We start from the raw sequence: 20,464 nt of genomic DNA on the forward strand, positions 1-20,464 counted from the left end.
GGGCTCCAGCCGTGGTTCCCGAAGCGGTGGAGGAACCGCATCCGGAATTGCAATGTCTTTGGAGGAGGACACCATGGCCCTTGTCAGCGGCTATCATCACCTGACGCTCTGCACCGACGGCGTGCAGGAGGATTACGACTTCTATACGAAGGTGCTCGGGCTCTATTCGGTCAAGCGCACCGTGCTGTTCGACGGGACCATCCCCGTCTATCACCTCTATTACGGCTCGCGGAACGGCGATGCCTCGACCATCATCACCACCTTCCCCTTCCGCAAGCCGGCGGTTTTCGGCAAGCGCGGCACCAACCAGTCGAAGATCATCCAGCAGGCCATTCCGGTCGGCTCGGCCGATTACTGGATCGACCGGCTGAACGAAAAGGGCGTCGAAGCCGCCAAGACGTCGCGATTCGGCATCACGCGGGTAGCCTTCAAGCATCCGTGCGGCATTCCGCATGAGCTTGTCGAAAGCCCGGCCGACAATCGTCCGTCGATCGTCAACGAGGCGCAGGGCGTGAAGGCCGAGCACGGCATCAAGGGCATCTACGGCGCGGCCATCGCCGTCTTCGACCGCACCGCGATGGACGATTTCCTCGGCGTCGGCATGTCGATGACGAAGGAAGCCGACAGCGACGAGGGCCTGATGTTCTCGGTGCCGAATGCCGGCGGGCCGAACAGCATCGTCGAAGTGCTGCATGAATCCAGTGGCCCGCAGGGCACTTGGACGCTGGCCGGCGGCACGATCCATCACCTCGCGCTGAACACCGGCAACGAGGAAAACCAGCTCAAGCTCAAGGCGCATCTGGAAGGTCTCGGCTTCACCGACGTGTCGGACCAGAAGGACCGCAACTACTTCAAGTCCTGCTATGTCCGCTCGCCCGGCGGCGCGCTGTTCGAGATCGCCTGGTCGGTCGAAGGTGGTTGGGCGCTGGACGAGCCTGCGGACCAGATCGGCACGACGCTGGTCTTCCCGCCATGGTTCGAAGATCGCCGGCAGGAGCTGATTGCAGGTCTCGAACCCGCAAAATTCTGAGCCCGGCGCCATGTCGAACCACGACACGCCACTCCTCCTCGGTGCCAGCTCCGGGGAGGCCCTGGTGCACTGCGTCTTCATCCACGGGCGTACCCAGTCGCCCGAGGATATGGTCGAGCAGGTGATCTCCAAGCTCAATGTGCCGGGCGTTGCCTTCGTGCTGCCGCGGGCGCGGGGCAACAGCTGGTATGACGCGCGCGCCACCGACGTACTTACGGAACGCACCCGCAAACAGCTGGAGCAGTCGGTTGCCTATGTCAGGCAGCTTGTCGGCGATCTTCCCGGCACGAGAGATCACGCCAGGCCGCTTCTCATTGGCGGCTTCAGCCAGGGAGCGTGCCTTGCGATCGAATATGCGATGCGTCACGGCCCCTGGAGCGGCGCGCTTGCAAGCCTTACGGGGTGCCGTGTGGGCACGCCGGATTGCGACCGCCCCTTTGCCGATCTGGATCGTCTGCCGGCCTATCTCACCGGGTCCGACAAGGATCCCTGGATTCCGGTCGATGCCTTTGCTCAGGCGGCTGCTGCGCTCGCCCGCGCGCGGGCGAGCCTTCACTGCGATGTTCTGCCCGACAGGTCGCACGAGGTCTCGGCAACCGAGATCGCGCAGTTCGAGAAGATGCTGCGCGGGCTTTCGCACCAAAGCTGGTGGTAAGTGCTTGAACCGGGCGCTGGTTGCGCCCGGTGCCTTGCTCATTCGCCTAGAAAATCCGCCATTTCGACCTGATAGAAGGTCTTGGTGCGCGGTCCGGAGAGGATCGGGTCGATGCGGCGCACGCATTCCTGATAGTGCGCGGTCTTGCGGTGCTCGTCGACGGCTTCCGGCGAGGTGAACACTTCGTAGATCGTGAAGCTGTTTTCGTCTTCGGGATTGCGAAGCACGTCGAAGCGCACATTGCCCGGCTCCTGCCGGGTGCCCTCGTAATTGATGCGGAACGCCTCGAGAAACTCCGCGGCATGGCCCGGCTTGACGTTGATGCTGACCATCTGGATGAGCATGTCTTATTCCCTGTTATATGTTGAAGTCCTGGATGAAAGGGTCAAAGGCCCGGCGCTTTCCACATGGCGGTGGTGACGCCTTCGTCAACGAGCTGGCGCTGCAGCGCATAGGCCCGTGCCCAGCGATCGCCCGCCTCGTCATAGATGGCCTTGTGCGTGAAATCCGGCTCGAAGTGCCTGTCCCAGCGCACCCAGCCGTCCGCCACCTCGACGAAATTGCGGCGCAGGCCGATACCGATGGCCGCGGCGGCCGCGCAGCCGAGCGCCGTCGCTTCCTTCACGACGGGGGTAACGACCGGAAGGCCGGTGGCGCTCGACAGGATCTGCGACCAATGGGCGGATTTCGAAGCGCCGGCGGCAAAGACGATCTTGTCCGGCGTCTTGCCCGACAGCTTGAAGATGGCCGCGAGATTGCGCGCTGCGACGATTGCCGCATTCTCCTGCAATGCGCGGAAGATGGCGGCCTTGCCGGATTTTTCCGGATCGATGGACAGGTTCAGCAGCGAGGGGGCTGCGTGATACCAGTTGCCGTAGTGCATGACGTCGGAAAAGACCGGGATGATGCCGTGCGCGCCGACGGGTACGTTCGCCGCCTTTTCCTCCAGCAGACGGTAGGCATCGCCGCCGGGGCCGGCCGCCGCCACTTCCTCGGCGCCGAAACTGTCGCGGAACCAGCGCATGACGATGCCGACGAAGAAGCTGATCGCCTCGGCCTGGTTGAGGCCGGTCACGACATGCGGATTGATGCGCAGGTCCATGGACGGGTCGGAGACATCAGGGCCGACATTCACCACCTGTTGCCAGAAGGTGCCGCCGAGCACGGCGCAGTCGCCCTCGTTGACGACGCCGATGGCCGCAGCGCCGCTTTGGCAGTCGCCACCGCCCATGACGACGGGCGTGCCCGGGGCAAGGCCGGTCTCGTCAGCCGCCCTTTCCGTCACGTGGCCGATGACCGTGCCGGGCTCGACGCTTTCGGGGAAGATATCGTCGCGCATGCCGGCCCTGGCCATGGCTTCCGGCAGCCAGTCGCGTTTCGCAAGGCTGTAGAGGCCGGTCGTTCCGGCGTTGGACGGATCGCTGGCAATGACGCCGGACAGGCGCGCCAGAACCCAGTCGGACAGCATGCTGATCCGATCGATACGGGCATAGACCTCAGGTAGATTGCGCTTGAGCCAGAGCAGGCGGGGCAGTGCGCCGAGCGCGAAGGTCTGGCCGCTTTGCGCATAGAGCTCGCGTTCGAGGCCTGGAAAATCGCGCTTGAGGTCGCGTACTTCGCTGACGGCGCGGCTGTCGACATTGGCGCAGGCCCAGATTTCCTTGCCGGCGCGGTCATAGGCGACGATGGCCTCGCGCATGCTGGTGGCGCTGACGGCGCGGATATCGGCGGCCGTTATGCCGGCCTCGGCGATCGCCTGCCGGATGGCGCGCGAAAGAAGCGCCCAGTTGCCCTCGACGTCGAAATCCATCGAGCCGGGGAACCTGGGATCGGTCTTGTGCCACCATTCGTGCTGTGCGCTGGCGATCTGATTGCCGTTTTCATCGAAGATCACTGCCCGGCCGCTGCCGGTGCCGGCGTCGACCGCCAGCAGATATGTCGTCGTCATGGCTCAGTCCTTGATCTCGATGAGGCCAGCGGCCGTTGTTTCGTCCGTGATGAGGATGCCGACGAACTTTCCGCGCAGTGCGGCGTGAATGGCCTGCACCTTCTGGATGCCGCCGGCCGCCGCGACGACCTTTTCGGCTCGGGACAACGCTGCAAGCTTCACGCCGATCACCCGGTCGTGCAGGGGAAGGTCGAGCGCCTCGCCGCGCTCGTTGTAGAACTGGCAGAGGATGTCGCCGACAGCACCCTTGCGGCGCAGCGGCTCCACCTCGTCGGGGCTGACATAGCCGGCGCGCACCACCGTCGAGGCGGCGGAAAGCTCGCCGATGCCGACGAGCTGGTAGGTGGCGTTGAGCGCCATGTCGAGCAGGTTCGCGACGGCGGGTTCGGAGGACAGGTTGCGCGCCACGTCCGGGTCGCGCACGACGAGGGGTGCCGGCACCAGATGCACACCGCTGCCCCAGTTGGCCGTGCGCATGCCGTCGACATAGGTGCTGACGCCGCCAGTGAGGCTGACGAGGCCAATGTTGCGCTCGTTGGCGAGATGGCCGAGGCGCTGGATGGTGTTGGAGACGGTGGCCCCCCAGCCGACTGCCAGCAGGTCATCGGTCTGAAGGCGCTGCATCAGGAACTGCGCGGCGGCCTGTCCCAGCCGGTCGCTCGGATCCTGATCGGGAAGCTGTGGCACCACGTAAGCCTCAAGCAGCCCGTAGCGTTCCTTGATCTGCCGCTCGAGGGTGAGGCAGCCCTGATAACGCGAGTTGATGCGCACCTGGATGATACCCGAGCGACGGCCGCTTTCGAGCAGGCGCGACACCTTGATGCGCGACATGTTCAGCTTTTCGCCGATCTCGTTCTGCGTCAGCCCGTCGTTGTAATAATACCAGGCGATGCGGGTGAGGATTTCCTCGTCCGTATCGGCATAGCTCCATTCCCCGTTATCCGTCGCCATAAAGCGCCCCTTCGGTCATTTCTGATCATTTGAATAGCAAAAAAACTTTTGATACGTCAACGCGTCCGCGCCGCGAAAAATTCTTTATGCCTTCAATGCCTTGATTTTCGCCAATAAATCATATTTTGCAGTGCAATATCGGGCATTCGGAACTGTACATGGCGAGGTGAGCATATTGACGGCAGCAAATCACTATGATCACATGATTGGTATAAGTTACATATGAACAGGTGCAGAATGACGGATCAGGCGGCGACCGGGAGGGTCGCGCAGCTGACGGATATCTGGAAGTCTTACGGTGCCGTACCGGTGCTGAAAGGCGTTTCGCTCGCCTTGCAGGCAGGGGAGGTGCATGCGCTTCTCGGTGGCAACGGTGCGGGCAAGTCGAGCCTCATGAAGATCATGTCGGGCGTCATCCCGGCCAATTCCGGCGCTATCGAAATCAACGGGCGGCCGCTCACCCAGGCCTCGCCGGCCCATGCGCAGGAGCTCGGCCTCTATCTGGTGCCGCAGGAAGCACATATCCTGCCCAACCAGAGCGTTCTGGAAAACATCTGCCTTGGGCTTGCCGCCTCGCCGCGGGCGCTGCGCCCGCGCGTCGAGCATCTGGTCGCCGAGCTTGCGGTGTCGCTTGATCTCGACGCACAGGCCGCAGCCCTCGAAATCGCCGAGCGGCAGATCGTCGAAATCCTGCGCGGCCTCGTACGCGATGCGCGCGTGCTGATCCTCGACGAGCCCACATCGGCACTAACGCCTTTCGAGACGAATGCGCTGTTCCAGCGGGTGCGCAAGTTGCAGGCCCAGGGCGTCGGCATCTTCTTCATTTCGCACAAGCTGCGGGAAATCCGCGAAATCTGCCGCACGATCAGTGTTCTGCGCGACGGTGTCATCGTGCTGTCCGGCCCGCTCGACAGCTACAGCGATGCCGAAATCATCGACGCGATGAGCCGGGTGCAGATCACCGAGGCCTCCGGCAAGGACCGCACCGGCCGCAAGGTCTCGCAGATCGGCCAGCCGCGCCTCAGCGTGCGGGGACTGAGCGGCGAGGGCTTCCGCAATATCAGCCTCGATGTCCGGGCGGGCGAGATCCTCGGCCTTGCCGGCGTCGTCGGCGCAGGCCGCACGGAATTCGCCGAAACGCTCTTTGGCCTGCGTCCTCAGACGGCGGGCAGCGTTATCTTCGACGGCGCGGAGATGAAGAAGCGCTCGCCGCGCATCTGCATCGACCGCGGCCTTGTCTATCTGCCGGAGGACCGCCAGCAGCACGGCCTCTTCCTCGAGGCGCCACTGTTCTGGAACGTCTCTTCCTATCTCGTGCATCGCCTGCCCTTCTTCCTGCGCCTGGGCGCTGAGCGGAAGGTGTTCGAAACGTTCCGGTCCTCGATGGGCATCAAGTGCACCGGCCCCGGCCAGGAAGCCCGCGGCCTTTCGGGCGGCAACCAGCAGAAGGTTCTGCTGGCGAAGTGCCTGTCGGCCCGGCCGAAGGTGCTGATCCTCGATGAGCCGACGCGCGGCGTCGACGTGGCGGCGCGCAACGATATCTACGACCTCATCCGCAAGCTTGCCGCCGAGGGCGTCGCCATCATCCTCATCTCCTCGGACTTCGACGAGATCGAGCAGCTTGCCGACCGCGTCGAGGTCATGGCTTTCGGCCAGTCCGGCGGCGAGCTCACCGACAATATTTCGGTGGATGCCATCGCCCGCCTCGCCTTCGGCGCCTCGGAGGCCCGCCATGCTTGATCTTTTCGCGCGCAACCGCGTCGCAACGCTCATCGTCGTTCTCGCCGTCGCCTATGCCGCCATCGGCGCGGCCGCACCCGGCTATCTCTCGGGCGCCACAGCCTCCGTCGTCATCTCCAACAGCCTCGTGCTGATGCTGATCTCGCTCGGCACGATGATCGTCATCCTGACCCGCAATATCGATGTCTCCAGCGGCTCGGTGCTGGGCCTCAGCGCCGCCGTGCTGGGCCTGTCGCTCAATGCCGGCGCCGGCCTGCCGCTCGCCATCGTCTTCTGCCTTGCAACGGGGGCCGCCGCCGGCGCCTTCAATGGGCTGATGGTCGCCTATCTCGGCATACCCTCCATCGTCGCCACGCTGGGTACGCTCGGTCTCTATCGCGGCATCATGCTGGTGCTGACGGGCGGGCGGTGGATCGAAGACCTGCCGCAGGGCTTGAAGGCGCTCGCCGGAAATCTCGGCTTCGGTTTCTCGGCGCTGACCGTCGTCGTGCTTCTTCTCGTCGCGCTCGCCTGGTATGTCCTGCGCAAGACACGCTTCGGCCGCTACTTCTATGCGGTCGGCGACAACCGTGCCGCCGCGCACCATCTCGGCGTGCCGGTCCGGCGCGTTCAGTTCACGGCCTTTGTCGCGACGGGCCTTTGCGCCGCACTTGCCGGCCTCGTCTTTGCCGCGCAGATCGGCTTCATTCCTAACCAGGCCGGCAACGGCGTCGAGCTGAAGGCGATCGCCGTCAACGTGCTCGGGGGTGTCAGCCTGCTCGGCGGCACCGGTTCGGTCGCGGGCGTGTTTTCCGCCGTCATCTTCATCACCTCCATCGACAGCGCGCTCGTCTTCCTGAAGATCCCGGCCTACTGGAACGACTTCATTGCCGGCGCCATCCTGCTTTCGGTGCTTTTGCTTGACGGACGCATCCGCCAGATCATCGACCGGCGCATCCGTGCGCGCCGCTATGCCGTTCACGAGCGTGGTCCGGTCCCATCTGATGAAAAGACAACGGCGAACACCGTGGAGGCGGGCCGATGAAAAAGCTGATCTTCCGCTGGGAGACCGCGCTCCTTGCCATGCTGGTCGCCGAACTTGTCATCTTCGGCATCATCAATCCGCGTTTCCTCAATGTCGCGAACCTGATCTACGGCACGTCGGATTTCGTGCAGATCGGCATCGTTGCCCTGCCACTCACCCTCGTCATCATCGCTGGCGGCATCGATGTGTCCTTCGCCTCGGTTATCGGCCTTGCTGCCATCGTCTTCGGCGTCGCCACCTTCTACGGCGTGCCGCTGCCGCTCTCGATTGCGCTGGCGCTCGTTGCCGGTGCGCTGTGCGGGCTTCTCAACGCCACCGTCATCCACCTTTCGAAGATTCAGCCGCTCGTCGTGACACTCGGTAGCCTCTATCTCTTCCAGGGCACCGCGACGGTCGCGTCGGGTCTTGTCGGCGCGGGCGGTTACGAGGGCATCGGCAACTTCCCGGAGGTCTTCAATGCCTTCGGCTATGCCCAGGTCCTCGGTCTGCCGGCTCCGCTGGCACTGTTCCTGGCGCTCGCGCTCGTGCTGATCGTGCTTTTGCATTTCACGCGTTTCGGCCGTGCCGTCTTCCTGTCCGGCCAGTCGGAAAGCGCGGCACGCTTCGCCGGCATCCCGGTCGGGCGCGTGCAGACCATCACCTATGTCATTACCGGCGTTTCGGCCGCCATCGCAGGCCTCGTCATGTCGGCCTATTTCGGTTCGGCCCGCGTCGATCTCGGTTCGGCGACGCTTTTGCCGGCGGTGACGGCCGCCGTACTCGGCGGCGCCTCCATCTATGGCGGCCAGGGGTCCATCCTCGGCACGCTGATTGCCACCTTCGTCATCGGCTACCTGCAGCAGGGCCTGCAGGCCACCGGTGTGCCCAGCCAGATTTCCAGCGCACTTTCGGGAGGGTTGCTGGTTGTCGCGGTCGCATTGCGCCACGGAAGCGCCATGCTGGCCGATTTCATCGCCGTCGCCCGGCAACAGAAAAAAAACCGGGCGGCAGTCACTTCAGGAGGAGAATGAGAATGATCAAGTCCATGTTGAAATCCGGCGCTCTGGCCGCCGCTCTCGTTGCCGGCACCATGCTCGCCTCGGGCACGGCCCATGCCGAAAACCAGATCGCCTTCATCCCCAAGCTGGTGGGTGTCGGCTTCTTCACCTCCGGCGGCGCCGGCGCGACGAAGGCGGGCGAGGAACTCGGCGTGAAAGTCACCTATGACGGTCCGACCGAACCCAGCGTTTCCGGCCAGGTGCAGTTCATCAACAACTTCGTCAACCAGGGCTACAATGCGCTGATCGTCTCCTCCGTCTCGCCGGACGGACTGTGCCCGGCGCTGAAGCGCGCCATGGACCGCGGCGTGCTCGTCATGACCTGGGACAGCGACGTCAACCCGGAGTGCCGCAGCTACTACATCAACCAGGGCACGCCCGAGCAGCTCGGCGGCCTGCTGGTCGATATGGCGGCCGAAGGCGTGACGAAGGAAAAGGCCAAGGTCGCCTTCTTCTATTCCAGCCCGACCGTGACCGACCAGAACGCCTGGGCCGAAGCCGCCAAGGCGAAGATCGCCAAGGAGCATCCGGGCTGGGAAATCGTCACCACGCAGTACGGCTATAACGACGCGCAGAAGTCGCTGCAGACGGCCGAAAGCATCCTGCAGACCTATCCGGATCTCGACGCGATCATCGCGCCAGATGCCAACGCCCTGCCGGCTGCCGCGCAGGCCGCGGAGAACCTGAAGCGTGCCGAAGGCGTCACCATCGTCGGCTTCTCCACGCCGAACGTCATGCGTCCCTATATCGAGCGCGGCACCATCCAGCGCTTCGGCCTGTGGGATGTCACCCAGCAGGGCAAGATCTCGGTCTATGTCGCCGATCACGTCCTGAAGAACGGCCCGATGAAGGTCGGCGACAAGCTGGAAATCCCTGGCGTCGGCACCGTCGAAGTCTCGGCCAACAAGGTGCAGGGCTATGACCACGAAGCCGACGGCAACGGCATCATCCTGCTTCCCGAGCGCACGGTCTTCACGAAGGACAACATTGCCAACTTCGACTTCTGATCACGCTTAAGCGGCGGGCGGCTCCGGCTGCCCGCCGTATCCATTTTGAAAAACAGGACGATACGCATGAAAAGCCGCTGGAACGACGAGACCGCAGCCCGCTACGTGGAGGCCGCGCTGGCGGCAGGACAGAGCGAGGCGCTCGGCCTTCGCATCTATACCTCCCGAATCATCGGCGGCGATCCCGATCTCGTGCTGCACGGCGGCGGAAACACCTCCGTCAAGGTCGCGTCGGCGACGGGCGAGGCGCTGATGCATATCAAGGGCAGCGGCTGGGATCTTGACACGATCGAGGCGCCGGGACTGCCGGCCGTGCGTCTCGAACCGCTCCTGGAAACCCGCAATGGCCCCAAGCTGTCGGATCCCGACATGGTATCGCTGCTGCGGGCCAGCCTGATCGATGCGGATGCGCCCAACCCCTCCGTCGAGGCGCTGCTGCACGCGTTCCTGCCCTTCGCCTTCGTCGACCATACGCACGCGACGGCCATCCTGGCGCTGGCGGACCAGCCGGACATGCGCGAGACGGTCCGGCGCATCTATGGCGATCGGCTCGCCTATGTGCCCTACGTCATGCCAGGCTTCGACCTTTCCATCGTCGCCGACCGCATCTATCGTGAGCATCCCGGCTGCGAGGGCCTCTGGCTGGAGAACCACGGCCTCTTCACCTTCGCCGACGATGCCCGCGCCTCCTATGAACTGATGATCGAATTCGTCACCATGGCCGAGCAGGGGCTTGCCCGGAAGGGCGTGGCGCTCTCCGGCCCGCAGCCCAGCGACGGTCCGGAGGACGTGGCGTTGAGGGCGCGGCTGGAGACGGCGCTTGTCCGTGACGGCTCGCCTTTCGCAAAGGGCGTCTTCCTGGATTATCGCTCCACCGCCGCCATCCGCGCCCATGCCGGCAAGGCTGATGTGGAGGAGATCGGCCTGCGCGGCACCGTGACGCCCGATCATGTCATCCGCATCAAACCGTGGCCGATGGTCATCGACGCCGATGCGGACGCAACCGCGATAGACGCGGCTCTTGCCGCCTATGCCGAGCGCTACAAGGCTTATTTCGCGCGCAACGCCACGCGTACCAGCGAGCCCAAGCAGATGCTCGACGTCACTCCGCGGGTTGTCCTCGTCAAGAACGAGGGGGTCTACGCGTTGGGTGCCAGCGCCAAGGCCGCAGCGATCTGCGGCGATCTCTGCGAGCAGGCGACACGCGCCATCAACGCGGCCGAAGCCTATGGACGCTTCACACCCATCGGAGAGGCCGACCTGTTCGATATGGAGTACTGGTCGCTGGAGCAGGCCAAGCTGATAGTCGGCGCGAAGTAACATCGCAAGCCTGTCGAACGCTTTGCGCATATGGCCTTGACCTTCTAGGACAATCGACCTAAAGATAATTAGGTCGATTGTCCTAATGCGTTTTCGGAGTTGCCCGATGGCGCCATGGCCTGGAGGGAAGATCGTTGGCGGCTGGTGAAACACGCAGTCTGATCGTGGCCGCAGCCGATCGGCTCTTCTACGAGCGGGGCTATGAGGCCACGTCCTTTGCCGATATCGCCGAGGACGTCGGCCTGTCGCGGGGGAATTTCTATTATCACTTCAGGACCAAGGACGAGATTCTCGAGGCCGTGATCGGCCGGCGCATGGAGAACACGCGCACCCTGTTGGAGCATTGGGAGCAGGATTCGGACGCTCCTGCGGAGCGTATCCTTCGCTTCGTCGACATCCTCATCGCGAACCGGTCCAAGATCATGGAGCATGGATGCCCTGTCGGCACGCTCTGCACCGAATTGGCAAAGCTCGACCACGCCGCACAAAACGATGCCGCCGAACTTTTCACGCTGTTCCGGGATTGGTTGGCACGGCAGTTCTCCGGTCTCGGGCGCGCGGCGGATGCCGATGCTCTGGCCCTTCACCTTCTGATGCGCAGCCAGGGGGTCGCCGCACTCGCCACGGCTTTCCGTGACGAGAATTTCATCCGCCGTGAGGTCGCAGACATGGAGGCCTGGCTGCTTGCGCAATGCCCGGCCGCCACCGCCCCACGTTCCAACTGATGGAGACATCATGTTTGTCATAACGCTTCGATTTGCCGACAAGACCAGGGCCGGGCCGCTGATGGAGAGCCACAATGCCTGGATCAGCCGGGGCTTCGGCGACGGCGTCTTTCTGCTCGTCGGCAGCCTCCAGCCGGCTGCGGGCGGCGCGATCCTCGCGCATAATGCCTCGCGGGCTGAGATCGAGACCCGCTTGCAGGAGGATCCATTCGTTGCAGAAGGCGTTGTCCAGGCCGAAATCCTGGAGGTTACGCCCGGTCGCCTTGATGAGCGGCTCGCCTTTCTGAAAGCCTGACACCCGAACGGGAATAATCCCATGAGGTGTCGTCGTGCATGCGAAATGTGATAATGGCGCGCCATGAATTCGTATTCGGAAGATGCGCCGGTCTATCACCCGCCGCTGGAGCCCTATCTGTCGTTGCTTCACCGCGATACCGCTCTGCTTGTCTATGACAAGCCGAGCGGGTTGCTTTCGGTGCCCGGGCGCCATCCCGCGCTGCATGACAGCCTGCTGACAAGGGTGCAGGCATCGTCGCCGCAGGCGCTGATCGTGCATCGGCTGGACAAGGACACGTCCGGCATCGTCGTCTTTTCGCGAAACCGCAAGGCCCATGCCTTCGTGGCTTCGCAATTCGAGGCGCGCACCACGCGCAAGTCCTATGTGGCTGTTGTCTGGGGGCGGGTGGCGGACGAGGCGGGCGAGATCGACCTGCCGCTGGCGATCGATCCCGATAACAAGCCGCGGCACCGGGTGGATTTCGAAAACGGCAAGCCGGCCCGCACGCGCTGGCAGGTCATTGCGCGCGGCGAGACCACGACGCGGCTGCGGCTTTTTCCGCTGACCGGCCGCACGCACCAGCTGCGCGTGCACATGAAAGCGCTCGGCCATGTCATTCTCGGCGATGAATTCTATGCTGACGGTCTTGCGCTTTCGACCGTGAACCGCTTGCATCTGCATGCGGAGGAACTGGGCTTCCGCCATCCCGATGGCTCCGAGGTCACCTACCGGGCTCCCGCTCCCTTCTGAGATCGACACCGTGCAGAAACTCGAAAAATCGCCATTGATTGTCGACTTCGTCGGTGGGGCCGTCGGCCACCGCTTCCGCTCGGGCGAGGGGCGCGGGCAGGGGCTGGCGAAGGCCGCGGGCTTTTCCGCCGGCGTGACGCCCGATATCGTGGATGCGACGGCGGGTCTGGGGCGGGACGCGTTTTTGCTGGCGTCGCTCGGCGCGCGGGTGACGCTCATCGAGCGGTCCGAACAGATGCATGCCCTTCTTGCCGAGGGTATCGAGCGCGCGCGGGCGGAAGGCGGGCGCTATGCCGAGACGGTCGCGCGCATGACGTTGATCCACGGCGATTCCCGTGAATTGCTGGCGGGACTTGCGCCGCAGGTCGTACTGATCGACCCGATGCATCCGCCGCGTGACAAGACGGCGCTGGTGAAGAAGGAGATGCGGCTGATCCGCGATATCGTCGGCGCCGATCCTGATGCGGTGGAGCTGATGCAGGCCGCGCTGGAAGCCGCGCAAAACCGCGTTGTGCTGAAATGGCCCCTGCGGGCCGAGCCCATGGCGGGCATACGCAAGCCCTCCCACCAGATCATTGGAAAGAGCACGCGCTACGACGTGTTCGTCAAGGCGAAGATCGCCGCGCCGGCAGGCTAGGTCGGCTTCGGCCGGATTGTGCTGTTCACCGCGATGAATGCGTGGACTTTTTGCGCTGCGTCATGGCATAGGGCTGGCACACGACGAGGCCCGTTTCCATGATCCGCATCGAGAATATCAGCAAGTCCAACAGCCACCGCATTCTGTTCATCGAGGCCGCAGCCGCGCTCAATCGCGGAGAGAAGATCGGACTTGTCGGGCCGAACGGCGCCGGCAAGACGACGCTGTTTCGCATGATCACCGGACAGGAGCAGCCGGACGAGGGGCAGGTCTCCGTCGAGAAGAACGTCTCGATCGGCTATTTCAGCCAGGATGTCGGTGAGATGGCAGGGCGCAGCGCTGTCACTGAGGTCATGGACGGGGCAGGGCCGGTCAGTTCCGTCGCCGCCGAACTGCGCGAACTCGAGGCCGCCATGGTCGATCCTGACCGGCTCGACGAGATGGACGAGATTATCGAGCGCTACGGCGAGGTCCAGGCGCGCTACGAGGAACTCGACGGCTACGGGCTGGAAAGCCGGGCGCGCGAGGTTCTGGCGGGCCTGAGCTTCAGCGAGGAGATGATGGACGGCGATGTCGGCAAGCTCTCCGGCGGCTGGAAGATGCGCGTGGCGCTTGCCCGCATTCTTCTGATGCGGCCTGACGTCATGCTGCTCGACGAGCCGAGCAACCACCTCGATCTGGAAAGCCTGATCTGGCTGGAGCAGTTCCTGAAAAACTACGACGGCGCGCTTCTCATGACCTCGCACGACCGCGAATTCATGAACCGCATCGTGACGAAGATCATCGAGATCGATGCTGGCTCGCTCAACACCTATTCGGGCGATTACGGTTTCTACGAACAGCAGCGCGCGCAGAACGAAAAGCAGCAGCAGGCGCAGTTCGAGCGCCAGCAGGCAATGCTTGCCAAGGAAATCAAGTTCATCGAGCGCTTCAAGGCGCGCGCTTCCCATGCCGCGCAGGTGCAGAGCCGCGTGAAGAAGCTCGACAAGATCGAGCGCGTGGAGCCGCCGCGGCGGCGCCAGACCGTGATGTTCGAGTTCCAGCCGGCCCCGCGCTCCGGTGAAGACGTCGTCAATATCCGCAACATCGACAAGAGCTATGGCAGCCGGGCGATCTACCGGGATTTCAGCTTTCTCATCCGCCGGCGCGAACGCTGGTGCGTGATGGGCGTCAACGGAGCGGGCAAGTCGACGCTTCTCAAGCTCGTCGCGGGTGCGGCCGAACCTGACAGCGGCAGCGTGACCGTGGGCGCGAGCGTCAAGGTCGGCTATTTTGCACAGCATGCGATGGATCTGCTCGATGGTGACCTGACGGTGTTCGAATGGCTGGAAGCGGAGTTCCCGCGGGCGGGCCAGGGGCCGTTGCGCACGCTGGCCGGCTGCTTCGGCTTTTCCGGTGACGATGTCGAAAAGAAGTGCCGGGTGCTGTCAGGCGGCGAGAAAGCGCGCCTCGTCATGGCGGCGATGCTGTTCGATCCGCCGAACTTCCTCATCCTCGACGAGCCGACCAACCACCTGGACCTCGACACGAAGGAAATGCTGATCAAGGCGCTCTCGGACTATGAGGGCACCATGCTCTTCGTGTCGCATGATCGTCACTTCCTCGGCGCTTTGTCGAACCGTGTTCTGGAAATCAACGGCGACGACGTGCATCAATATCCCGGCGGCTATACGGAATATGTCGCGCAGACTGGCCAGGAGGCGCCGGGTCTGCACGCGTGAGGCATCGGCTGGCGGGGCGCCTGCCTTTCAGGCGGTCTTGCCGTGATACTGCTCGTCCGTCACCTTCTCCAGCCATGTCACCGGTGAGCCGTTCTCGGCTTCGGCGATGGCGACATGGGTCATGGCGGTCCTGTCAGTGGCGCCGTGCCAGTGTTTTTCACCCGGCGGAAACCACACGACATCGCCCGGGCGGATTTCCTCGATGGGCCCGCCCTCGCGCTGCGCCCAGCCGAGGCCGGCGGTAACGATGACGATCTGGCCAAGGGGATGGGTGTGCCAGGCGGTGCGCGCGCCGGGTTCGAATGTTACGATCGCGCCGCCGGTGCGGCCCGGCGCTTCCGCCTTGAAGGGCGTGTCGAGGCGCACATTGCCGGTGAAGTAATCCGCCGGGCCCGATGTCGAGGGGCTGGTGCCGTTGCGTCTGATATCCATGACCGTCTCCGATTCGTTTGCAGCGATCCTACAGGCCCGACGTTTCGCGATCACTGGCGCGGCCGTCGCAGAGGCTCTATGAGGACGGCGACAGTTTAGAGGTGGACGTGCAATGGGCAAGCGGATCGGGATCGTCGGCGGCGGGCCGGCCGGATTGATGGCGGCGGAGGTGCTGTCGGCGCGCGGCCACGCCGTCACCGTGCTGGAGGCCATGCCCACCATCGGGCGCAAATTCCTGCTTGCCGGCAAATCCGGCCTGAATCTCACCCACTCGGAGCCCTACGATCGCTTCGCCACCCGTTTCGGTGCCGCCAATGAGCGGCTACGGCCGGCGCTCGATGGCTTTACGCCTGAGGACGTGCGGGTCTGGGCGCAGGATCTCGGCACGGAAACCTTCGTGGGCACGTCCGGCCGTGTCTTTCCGAACGTGATGAAGGCCTCGCCGCTGCTGCGCGCCTGGCGCGCGCGTCTGGAGGCGCACGGCGTTGCAATCCGTGTGCGCCATCGCTGGACGGGTTTCGCGCCAGGCGGGCTCTCGGTCGAGACACCAGAGGGGCCGCGGGCCATGGCCTTCAATGCGGTCCTTCTGGCACTTGGCGGGGCAAGCTGGCCGCGGCTCGGTTCGGATGCCGGCTGGGTCAACATGCTTGCCGCGAAGGGCGTGGCGATGGCGCCGTTCCGCCCGGCCAATTGCGGTTTCGACGTGGACTGGTCGGCCTTCTTCACCGAGAAATTCGCCGGCGCGCCGGTCAAGGGCGTGACGGCGCAGTCGGCGGCCGGCACGATCCCGGGTGAGTTCGTGATTTCGAAGACGGGCGTCGAGGGCAGCCTGATCTATGCACATGCGGCGGTGCTGCGCGATGCACTGGAGGAGACAGGGGCTGCAACGCTGATGCTCGATCTGGCGCCCGGCCGCAGCGCTGAGCGGCTTGAGGGCGATCTCGCGCGGCAAGGCGCCAAGGCGAGCTTCTCCAGCCGGTTGCGCAAGGCGGCGGGGCTGGACGGCGTGAAGGCCGCGCTTTTGCGCGAAGGCTTTGCCGATATCGCCACGCTACCGCCCGCCGCGCTGGCGGCCGCCATCAAGGCGGCGCCGGTCAAGCTGAGACGGCCGCGCCCGATTGCCGAGGCGATCTCGTCGGCCGGCGGTGTCGCATTCGATGCAATCGACGCAGCCTTCATGCTCAGGGCGCTGCCGGGTGTTTTCGTCGCAGGCGAGATGCTGGACTGGGAGGCGCCGACGGGCGGCTATCTGCTGACCGCCTGCCTGGCAAGCGGGCGTGCGGCGGCAAATGGCTTGGATCGCTGGCTTTCGGACCTTCAGACCTTGCCGGAGGGTGTTCCTGCCTGATAGCGGGAGGGTTTCGGGCCGCCTCGTGGCAATTTCGACGCATTGGATGTCGCGAACCGGAGGGATTCCTGAACGGAGGCGGCGTAGCTTCTGGCCATTCCAGGGGCTTGCGCTGTCGCCAACCACCTGAAATATGCGCCAAGCCGTCGTTGCGGCCTCAGACAGGGGATTGCCGGGGCCTCGCGCGCCGGCCGAACATGAGAAAAGAACCGATGACCAGCCACGTCCTGACCGTTTCCTGCAACTCGACCCGCGGCATCGTCGCTGCGATCACCGGCTATCTCGCCGAGAAGGAATGCAACATCGTCGACAGTTCGCAGTTCGACGATCTGGAGACCGGCTTGTTCTTCATGCGCCTCACCTTCACCAACGAGGGCGATACGACGGAAGAAGACATCACGGCGGGTTTCGCGCCGGTCGCCAAGCCCTTCGACATGAACTACCAGTTCCATTCGAGCGAGGAGCGCATGAAGGTGCTGCTCATGGTCTCGCGCTTCGGCCACTGCCTCAACGACCTGCTTTACCGCTGGAAGATCGGCGCGCTGCCGATCGACATCGTCGGTGTCGTCTCCAACCACTTCGATTACCAGAAGGTCATCGTCAATCACGACCTGCCTTTCTACCACATCAAGGTGACGAAGGAGAACAAGCCGCAGGCCGAAGCCCGCCTCATGGAAGTGGTCGAGCAGTCCGGCGCCGAGCTCATCGTTCTCGCCCGCTACATGCAGGTCCTGTCGGATGCCGTGTGCAAGAAGATGTCGGGCCGCATCATCAACATCCACCACTCGTTCCTGCCGTCGTTCAAGGGCGCCAATCCCTACAAGCAGGCCTTCGAGCGCGGCGTGAAGCTGATCGGTGCGACGGCGCACTACGTCACCGAGGATCTCGACGAAGGTCCGATCATCGAGCAGGACGTCGCGCGCATCACCCACGCGCAGTCGGCGGAGGATTATGTCTCGATCGGCCGTGACGTGGAGAGCCAGGTTCTGGCGCGCGCCGTGCACGCCCATATCCATCACCGCGTCTTCATGAACGGCAACAAGACCATCGTCTTCCCGCCGAGCCCCGGTTCCTACGCTTCCGAGCGCATGGGGTGATCGAAACCATCAAACACGAAAAAGCCGGCGGAAACGCCGGCTTTTTTGTTGGGCTCAAAGGCCGAAGGCATCCTTGAACTGGTACCACCAGGAACCGATGGTGGAATATTGCGCGCGGAACATGCGCCCGCCGGGGAAGGGGACCCAGGGCAGCTTCTCGAACTGGTTGAAGCGCGACAGGTCGCCATGGATCGCTTCGCTCAGGATCTTGCCGAAGAGATGCGAGCCGGTGACGCCGTGGCCGCTGTAGCCGTGGGCGAAATAGGTGTTCTTGCCGATCTTGCCCATTTGCGGCACGCGCGAGAAGGACAGCGCGAAGTTGCCGCTCCAGGCATAATCGATCTTCACGCCCTTGAGCGACGGGAAGACCTTTTCCAGGTTCGGGCGGATCTTCGCGCGCACGTCGGCGGGATCGGTGCCGCCATAGACGGTGCCGCCGCCGAAGATCATGCGCTTGTCGGCGGACAGGCGGAAATAATCGAGGATGTAGCGAACATCCTCCACGCACATGTCTGAGGGGATGAGCGCATCGGCGCGCTCGCCAAGCGGTTCGGTCGCGATCATCTGCGTCGAGACGGGCATGACGCGCGAGACGAGCTTCGGCACGACATGGCCGAGATAGGCATTGCCGCACAGCACGGCGGTGTTGGCCGTCACGCTGCCCCTGGCCGTATGGATGAACGGCTTTTCCGCGTCGTGCTCGACGCGCACGACCGGCGACTGTTCGTAGATCACGCCGCCAAGCGATTCGAGTGCCGCCGCCTCGCCGAGGGTAAGGTTGAGCGGATGCATGTGGCCGCCCGTCGTGTCCAGCATGCCGCCGATATAGGCGTCGGTGTTGACGAGCTTGCGCATCGCTGCCTTGTCGAGCATCTGATGGGCATTCATGCCGTAGCTCGCCCACAGCGCCTTCTTGTGCTCCAGCTCCTTCATGTGGGCGGGCGTATAGGCGGCGTAGATGTTGCCGTTCTTCAGGTCGCACTCGATGCCGTATTGCGAGACGATGCGGCGGATGATCTTGCCGCCCTCCTGCACGAGGCTGCCGACGAAGGCGCCGGCCTGATCGCCGTAGCGCCGCTTGATCGTGTCGAGACTGGCATTCAGGCCGTTGACGATCTGGCCGCCGTTGCGGCCGGATGCGCCCCAGCCGATACCGGCACCTTCCACGACAACGACCTTGTAGCCCTTTTCGGCAAGGTGGATGGCGGTGGACAGGCCGGAATAGCCGGCGCCCAGCACGGCGACGTCGGCGGTGACGGCGCCTTCAAGCACTTTCGGCGTGCGGATGATGTTGCGCGAGGCGGCGTAGTAGCTGTCGGGGTAGGCGCCGTTGCCGGCATAGGACTGGGTGTTTGCCATCAGACGATTTCCAGGTAGGCGCTGAATTCGAAGTCGGTCACCTGTTCGGCGAAACCGGCGATTTCCTGCCTCTTGCAGGCAATCAGCATGGAACGGAGATCCTGGTCGAAGATTTCCGAGACGATCGAGCCGTTCTCGAAGGCGGTGACGGCCGAACCCCATTCGGAGGGAATGCGCGGCAGCTGCGACTGGTAGGCCCGCCCCGAGACGGGTGCCGGCGGTTCCCACTTGTTGCGGATGCCGACCAAGGCAGCGCCGAGAATGCCGGCCATGACGAGATAGGGATTGGCGTCGGCGCCGGCCACGCGGTGCTCGATACGCCGCGCCTTGTTGTTGCCGCCGGGAATGCGGATGGCGGCGGTGCGGTTCTCGTAGCCCCATGAGATGGAGGTCGGCGCGTGCGTGTCGGGCCGGAGGCGGCGATAGGAGTTGAAGTGCGGCGCAAAGAGCAGCGTTGATTCCGCCATGCCGCGCGTCAGACCCGCCACGGCGTGCTTCATGATGTCGGATCCCTCTGGCGTGCCGTCGTCGAAGACGTTGTTGCCGTCGGCATCGACGAGGCTGAAATGCATGTGCATGCCGCTACCCGAGCGCATACCGTAGGGCTTGGCCATGAACGTGGCGGCAAAGCCGTGCTTGCGCGCCACGCCCTTGATGATGCGCTTGAAGAACAGCGCGTCGTCGGCGGCCTTCAGCGGATCGTCGGAATGGATGAGGTTGATCTCGAACTGGCCGATGCCGTTTTCGGCGACGGCCGAATCCGCCGGCACGTTCTGCCGCTCGCATTCCGCATAGACATCGGAGAAGAACTGGCCGAAATCGTCGAGCTCGTCGATGGACAGGATCGCATCGGAATCGAGCCGCTTGCCGGTATAGGGCGAGATCGGCGGCTCGGCATGGTCGGGCTCGGCGTCGATCAGGTAGAATTCCATTTCTGAGGCGACAACGGGCTTGAGGCCGAGGTCATGGTACTGGCGCACGATATTGGCGAGCGCCTGGCGCGGATCGGCGAGGAAGGGCTCGCCGTTTTCCTTGAACAGCCACAGGGGCACGACGGCGGACGGCTTTAGCGTCCAGCTTACCGGCAGCGCGCCGCGACCGGTCGCCGCACAGATGCCATCCATGTCGCCGGAGGCGAAGACGTGGCTCGAGCCTACGATATCCTCGCCCCAGACATCGACGCCGACGATGGAAAGCGGCATGCGGATGCCGCCCTTCAGCACCTTCTCGGCCTGTCCGACGGGAACACGCTTGCCACGCAGAATGCCGTTGAGGTCGCAGACGACGGCCTGGATGCTTTCCACGCCATCGGCATTGATCAGCCATGCGGAATCTTCGTTCAAGATCATGGTTCCCCTTCCATATCACATAATTATTTTTGTGATCACATTTCCAAAATATGCACA

20 protein-coding genes are annotated in these 20,464 nt (G+C 64.0%); 14 read left to right on the top strand and 6 right to left on the bottom strand.

Annotated features, from left to right (window positions below):
- Window positions 1–73: 73 nt before the first annotated feature.
- Complete coding sequence (locus tag MKI86_RS10870; protein WP_241600917.1) at window positions 74–1,030, top strand: VOC family protein; 957 nt, start codon at window positions 74–76, stop codon at window positions 1,028–1,030.
- A 64-nt stretch (window positions 1,031–1,094) separates the two neighbouring features.
- The gene (locus MKI86_RS10875) at window positions 1,095–1,685 is read left to right on the top strand and encodes an alpha/beta hydrolase (protein ID WP_241600918.1); all 591 of its coding nucleotides are present in this window, start codon (window positions 1,095–1,097) and stop codon (window positions 1,683–1,685) included.
- A 38-nt stretch (window positions 1,686–1,723) separates the two neighbouring features.
- Here MKI86_RS10875 and MKI86_RS10880 read toward each other — a convergent pair whose 3' ends face one another.
- Genes MKI86_RS10880 through MKI86_RS10890 form a run of 3 tightly spaced genes read right to left on the bottom strand, consistent with a single transcriptional unit; the run spans window position 1,724 to window position 4,584 of the window.
- On the bottom strand, window positions 1,724–2,029 hold the full coding sequence (locus MKI86_RS10880) for an antibiotic biosynthesis monooxygenase (RefSeq protein ID WP_241600919.1): 306 nt from the start codon (window positions 2,027–2,029) through the stop codon (window positions 1,724–1,726).
- Window positions 2,030–2,070: 41 nt separating this feature from the next.
- Entirely contained in the window at window positions 2,071–3,633 is a 1,563-nt protein-coding gene (gene lsrK / locus MKI86_RS10885; protein WP_241600920.1) for an autoinducer-2 kinase, read from the bottom strand.
- Between the two features lie 3 nt (window positions 3,634–3,636).
- On the bottom strand, window positions 3,637–4,584 hold the full coding sequence (locus MKI86_RS10890) for a sugar-binding transcriptional regulator (RefSeq protein ID WP_241600921.1): 948 nt from the start codon (window positions 4,582–4,584) through the stop codon (window positions 3,637–3,639).
- A 237-nt stretch (window positions 4,585–4,821) separates the two neighbouring features.
- On the opposite strand from MKI86_RS10890, the gene lsrA reads away from it, so the two are divergent.
- From lsrA to MKI86_RS10940, 10 genes are all read left to right on the top strand, one after another.
- Window positions 4,822–6,324: an autoinducer 2 ABC transporter ATP-binding protein LsrA gene (lsrA, locus tag MKI86_RS10895; protein ID WP_241600922.1), complete on the top strand. Its 1,503-nt coding sequence runs from the start codon at window positions 4,822–4,824 to the stop codon at window positions 6,322–6,324.
- Entirely contained in the window at window positions 6,317–7,348 is a 1,032-nt protein-coding gene (gene lsrC, locus MKI86_RS10900) for an autoinducer 2 ABC transporter permease LsrC (protein ID WP_241600923.1), read from the top strand. Before lsrA ends, lsrC begins: the two co-directional genes overlap by 8 nt.
- Window positions 7,345–8,358: an ABC transporter permease subunit gene (locus MKI86_RS10905; RefSeq protein WP_241600924.1), complete on the top strand. Its 1,014-nt coding sequence runs from the start codon at window positions 7,345–7,347 to the stop codon at window positions 8,356–8,358. The genes lsrC and MKI86_RS10905 overlap by 4 nt, the downstream gene beginning before the upstream one ends.
- Window positions 8,359–8,360: 2 nt before the next feature.
- On the top strand, window positions 8,361–9,392 hold the full coding sequence (gene lsrB, locus MKI86_RS10910; protein WP_241600925.1) for an autoinducer 2 ABC transporter substrate-binding protein LsrB: 1,032 nt from the start codon (window positions 8,361–8,363) through the stop codon (window positions 9,390–9,392).
- A 66-nt stretch (window positions 9,393–9,458) separates the two neighbouring features.
- Window positions 9,459–10,712, top strand: coding sequence for a class II aldolase (locus MKI86_RS10915; RefSeq protein ID WP_241600926.1), 1,254 nt, complete (start codon window positions 9,459–9,461; stop codon window positions 10,710–10,712).
- Between the two features lie 134 nt (window positions 10,713–10,846).
- Complete coding sequence (locus MKI86_RS10920) at window positions 10,847–11,437, top strand: TetR/AcrR family transcriptional regulator (protein ID WP_241600927.1); 591 nt, start codon at window positions 10,847–10,849, stop codon at window positions 11,435–11,437.
- A 10-nt stretch (window positions 11,438–11,447) separates the two neighbouring features.
- Window positions 11,448–11,732 (top strand): YciI family protein, encoded by a 285-nt coding sequence (locus tag MKI86_RS10925; protein ID WP_241600928.1) that lies wholly within the window; start codon window positions 11,448–11,450, stop codon window positions 11,730–11,732.
- Between the two features lie 63 nt (window positions 11,733–11,795).
- Window positions 11,796–12,464: an RluA family pseudouridine synthase gene (locus MKI86_RS10930; protein WP_241600929.1), complete on the top strand. Its 669-nt coding sequence runs from the start codon at window positions 11,796–11,798 to the stop codon at window positions 12,462–12,464.
- Between the two features lie 10 nt (window positions 12,465–12,474).
- Window positions 12,475–13,101 (top strand): class I SAM-dependent methyltransferase, encoded by a 627-nt coding sequence (locus MKI86_RS10935; RefSeq protein ID WP_241600930.1) that lies wholly within the window; start codon window positions 12,475–12,477, stop codon window positions 13,099–13,101.
- A 98-nt stretch (window positions 13,102–13,199) separates the two neighbouring features.
- The gene (locus MKI86_RS10940; RefSeq protein WP_241600931.1) at window positions 13,200–14,822 is read left to right on the top strand and encodes an ABC-F family ATP-binding cassette domain-containing protein; all 1,623 of its coding nucleotides are present in this window, start codon (window positions 13,200–13,202) and stop codon (window positions 14,820–14,822) included.
- 27 nt (window positions 14,823–14,849) lie between these two features.
- Here the strand turns inward: MKI86_RS10940 and MKI86_RS10945 are convergent, their stop codons facing one another.
- Complete coding sequence (locus MKI86_RS10945; protein ID WP_241600932.1) at window positions 14,850–15,254, bottom strand: (R)-mandelonitrile lyase; 405 nt, start codon at window positions 15,252–15,254, stop codon at window positions 14,850–14,852.
- A gap of 112 nt (window positions 15,255–15,366) precedes the next feature.
- On the opposite strand from MKI86_RS10945, the gene MKI86_RS10950 reads away from it, so the two are divergent.
- Together MKI86_RS10950 and purU are read left to right on the top strand one after the other, a co-directional pair.
- Window positions 15,367–16,602, top strand: a complete 1,236-nt coding sequence (locus MKI86_RS10950; RefSeq protein WP_241600933.1) for a TIGR03862 family flavoprotein — start codon at window positions 15,367–15,369, stop codon at window positions 16,600–16,602.
- A gap of 212 nt (window positions 16,603–16,814) precedes the next feature.
- Complete coding sequence (gene purU / locus MKI86_RS10955; protein WP_241600934.1) at window positions 16,815–17,699, top strand: formyltetrahydrofolate deformylase; 885 nt, start codon at window positions 16,815–16,817, stop codon at window positions 17,697–17,699.
- A gap of 54 nt (window positions 17,700–17,753) precedes the next feature.
- Here purU and MKI86_RS10960 read toward each other — a convergent pair whose 3' ends face one another.
- Both MKI86_RS10960 and MKI86_RS10965 read right to left on the bottom strand, forming a co-directional pair.
- Window positions 17,754–19,058, bottom strand: coding sequence for an NAD(P)/FAD-dependent oxidoreductase (locus MKI86_RS10960; protein ID WP_241600935.1), 1,305 nt, complete (start codon window positions 19,056–19,058; stop codon window positions 17,754–17,756).
- A complete protein-coding gene (locus MKI86_RS10965) occupies window positions 19,058–20,407 on the bottom strand; it encodes a glutamine synthetase family protein (RefSeq protein ID WP_241600936.1) in 1,350 nt (449 codons plus the stop codon). The genes MKI86_RS10960 and MKI86_RS10965 overlap by 1 nt, the downstream gene beginning before the upstream one ends.
- Window positions 20,408–20,464: the final 57 nt, after the last annotated feature.

This window comes from Shinella sedimenti (assembly GCF_022601905.1).
In the GTDB taxonomy this organism is placed as follows: domain Bacteria; phylum Pseudomonadota; class Alphaproteobacteria; order Rhizobiales; family Rhizobiaceae; genus Shinella; species Shinella sedimenti.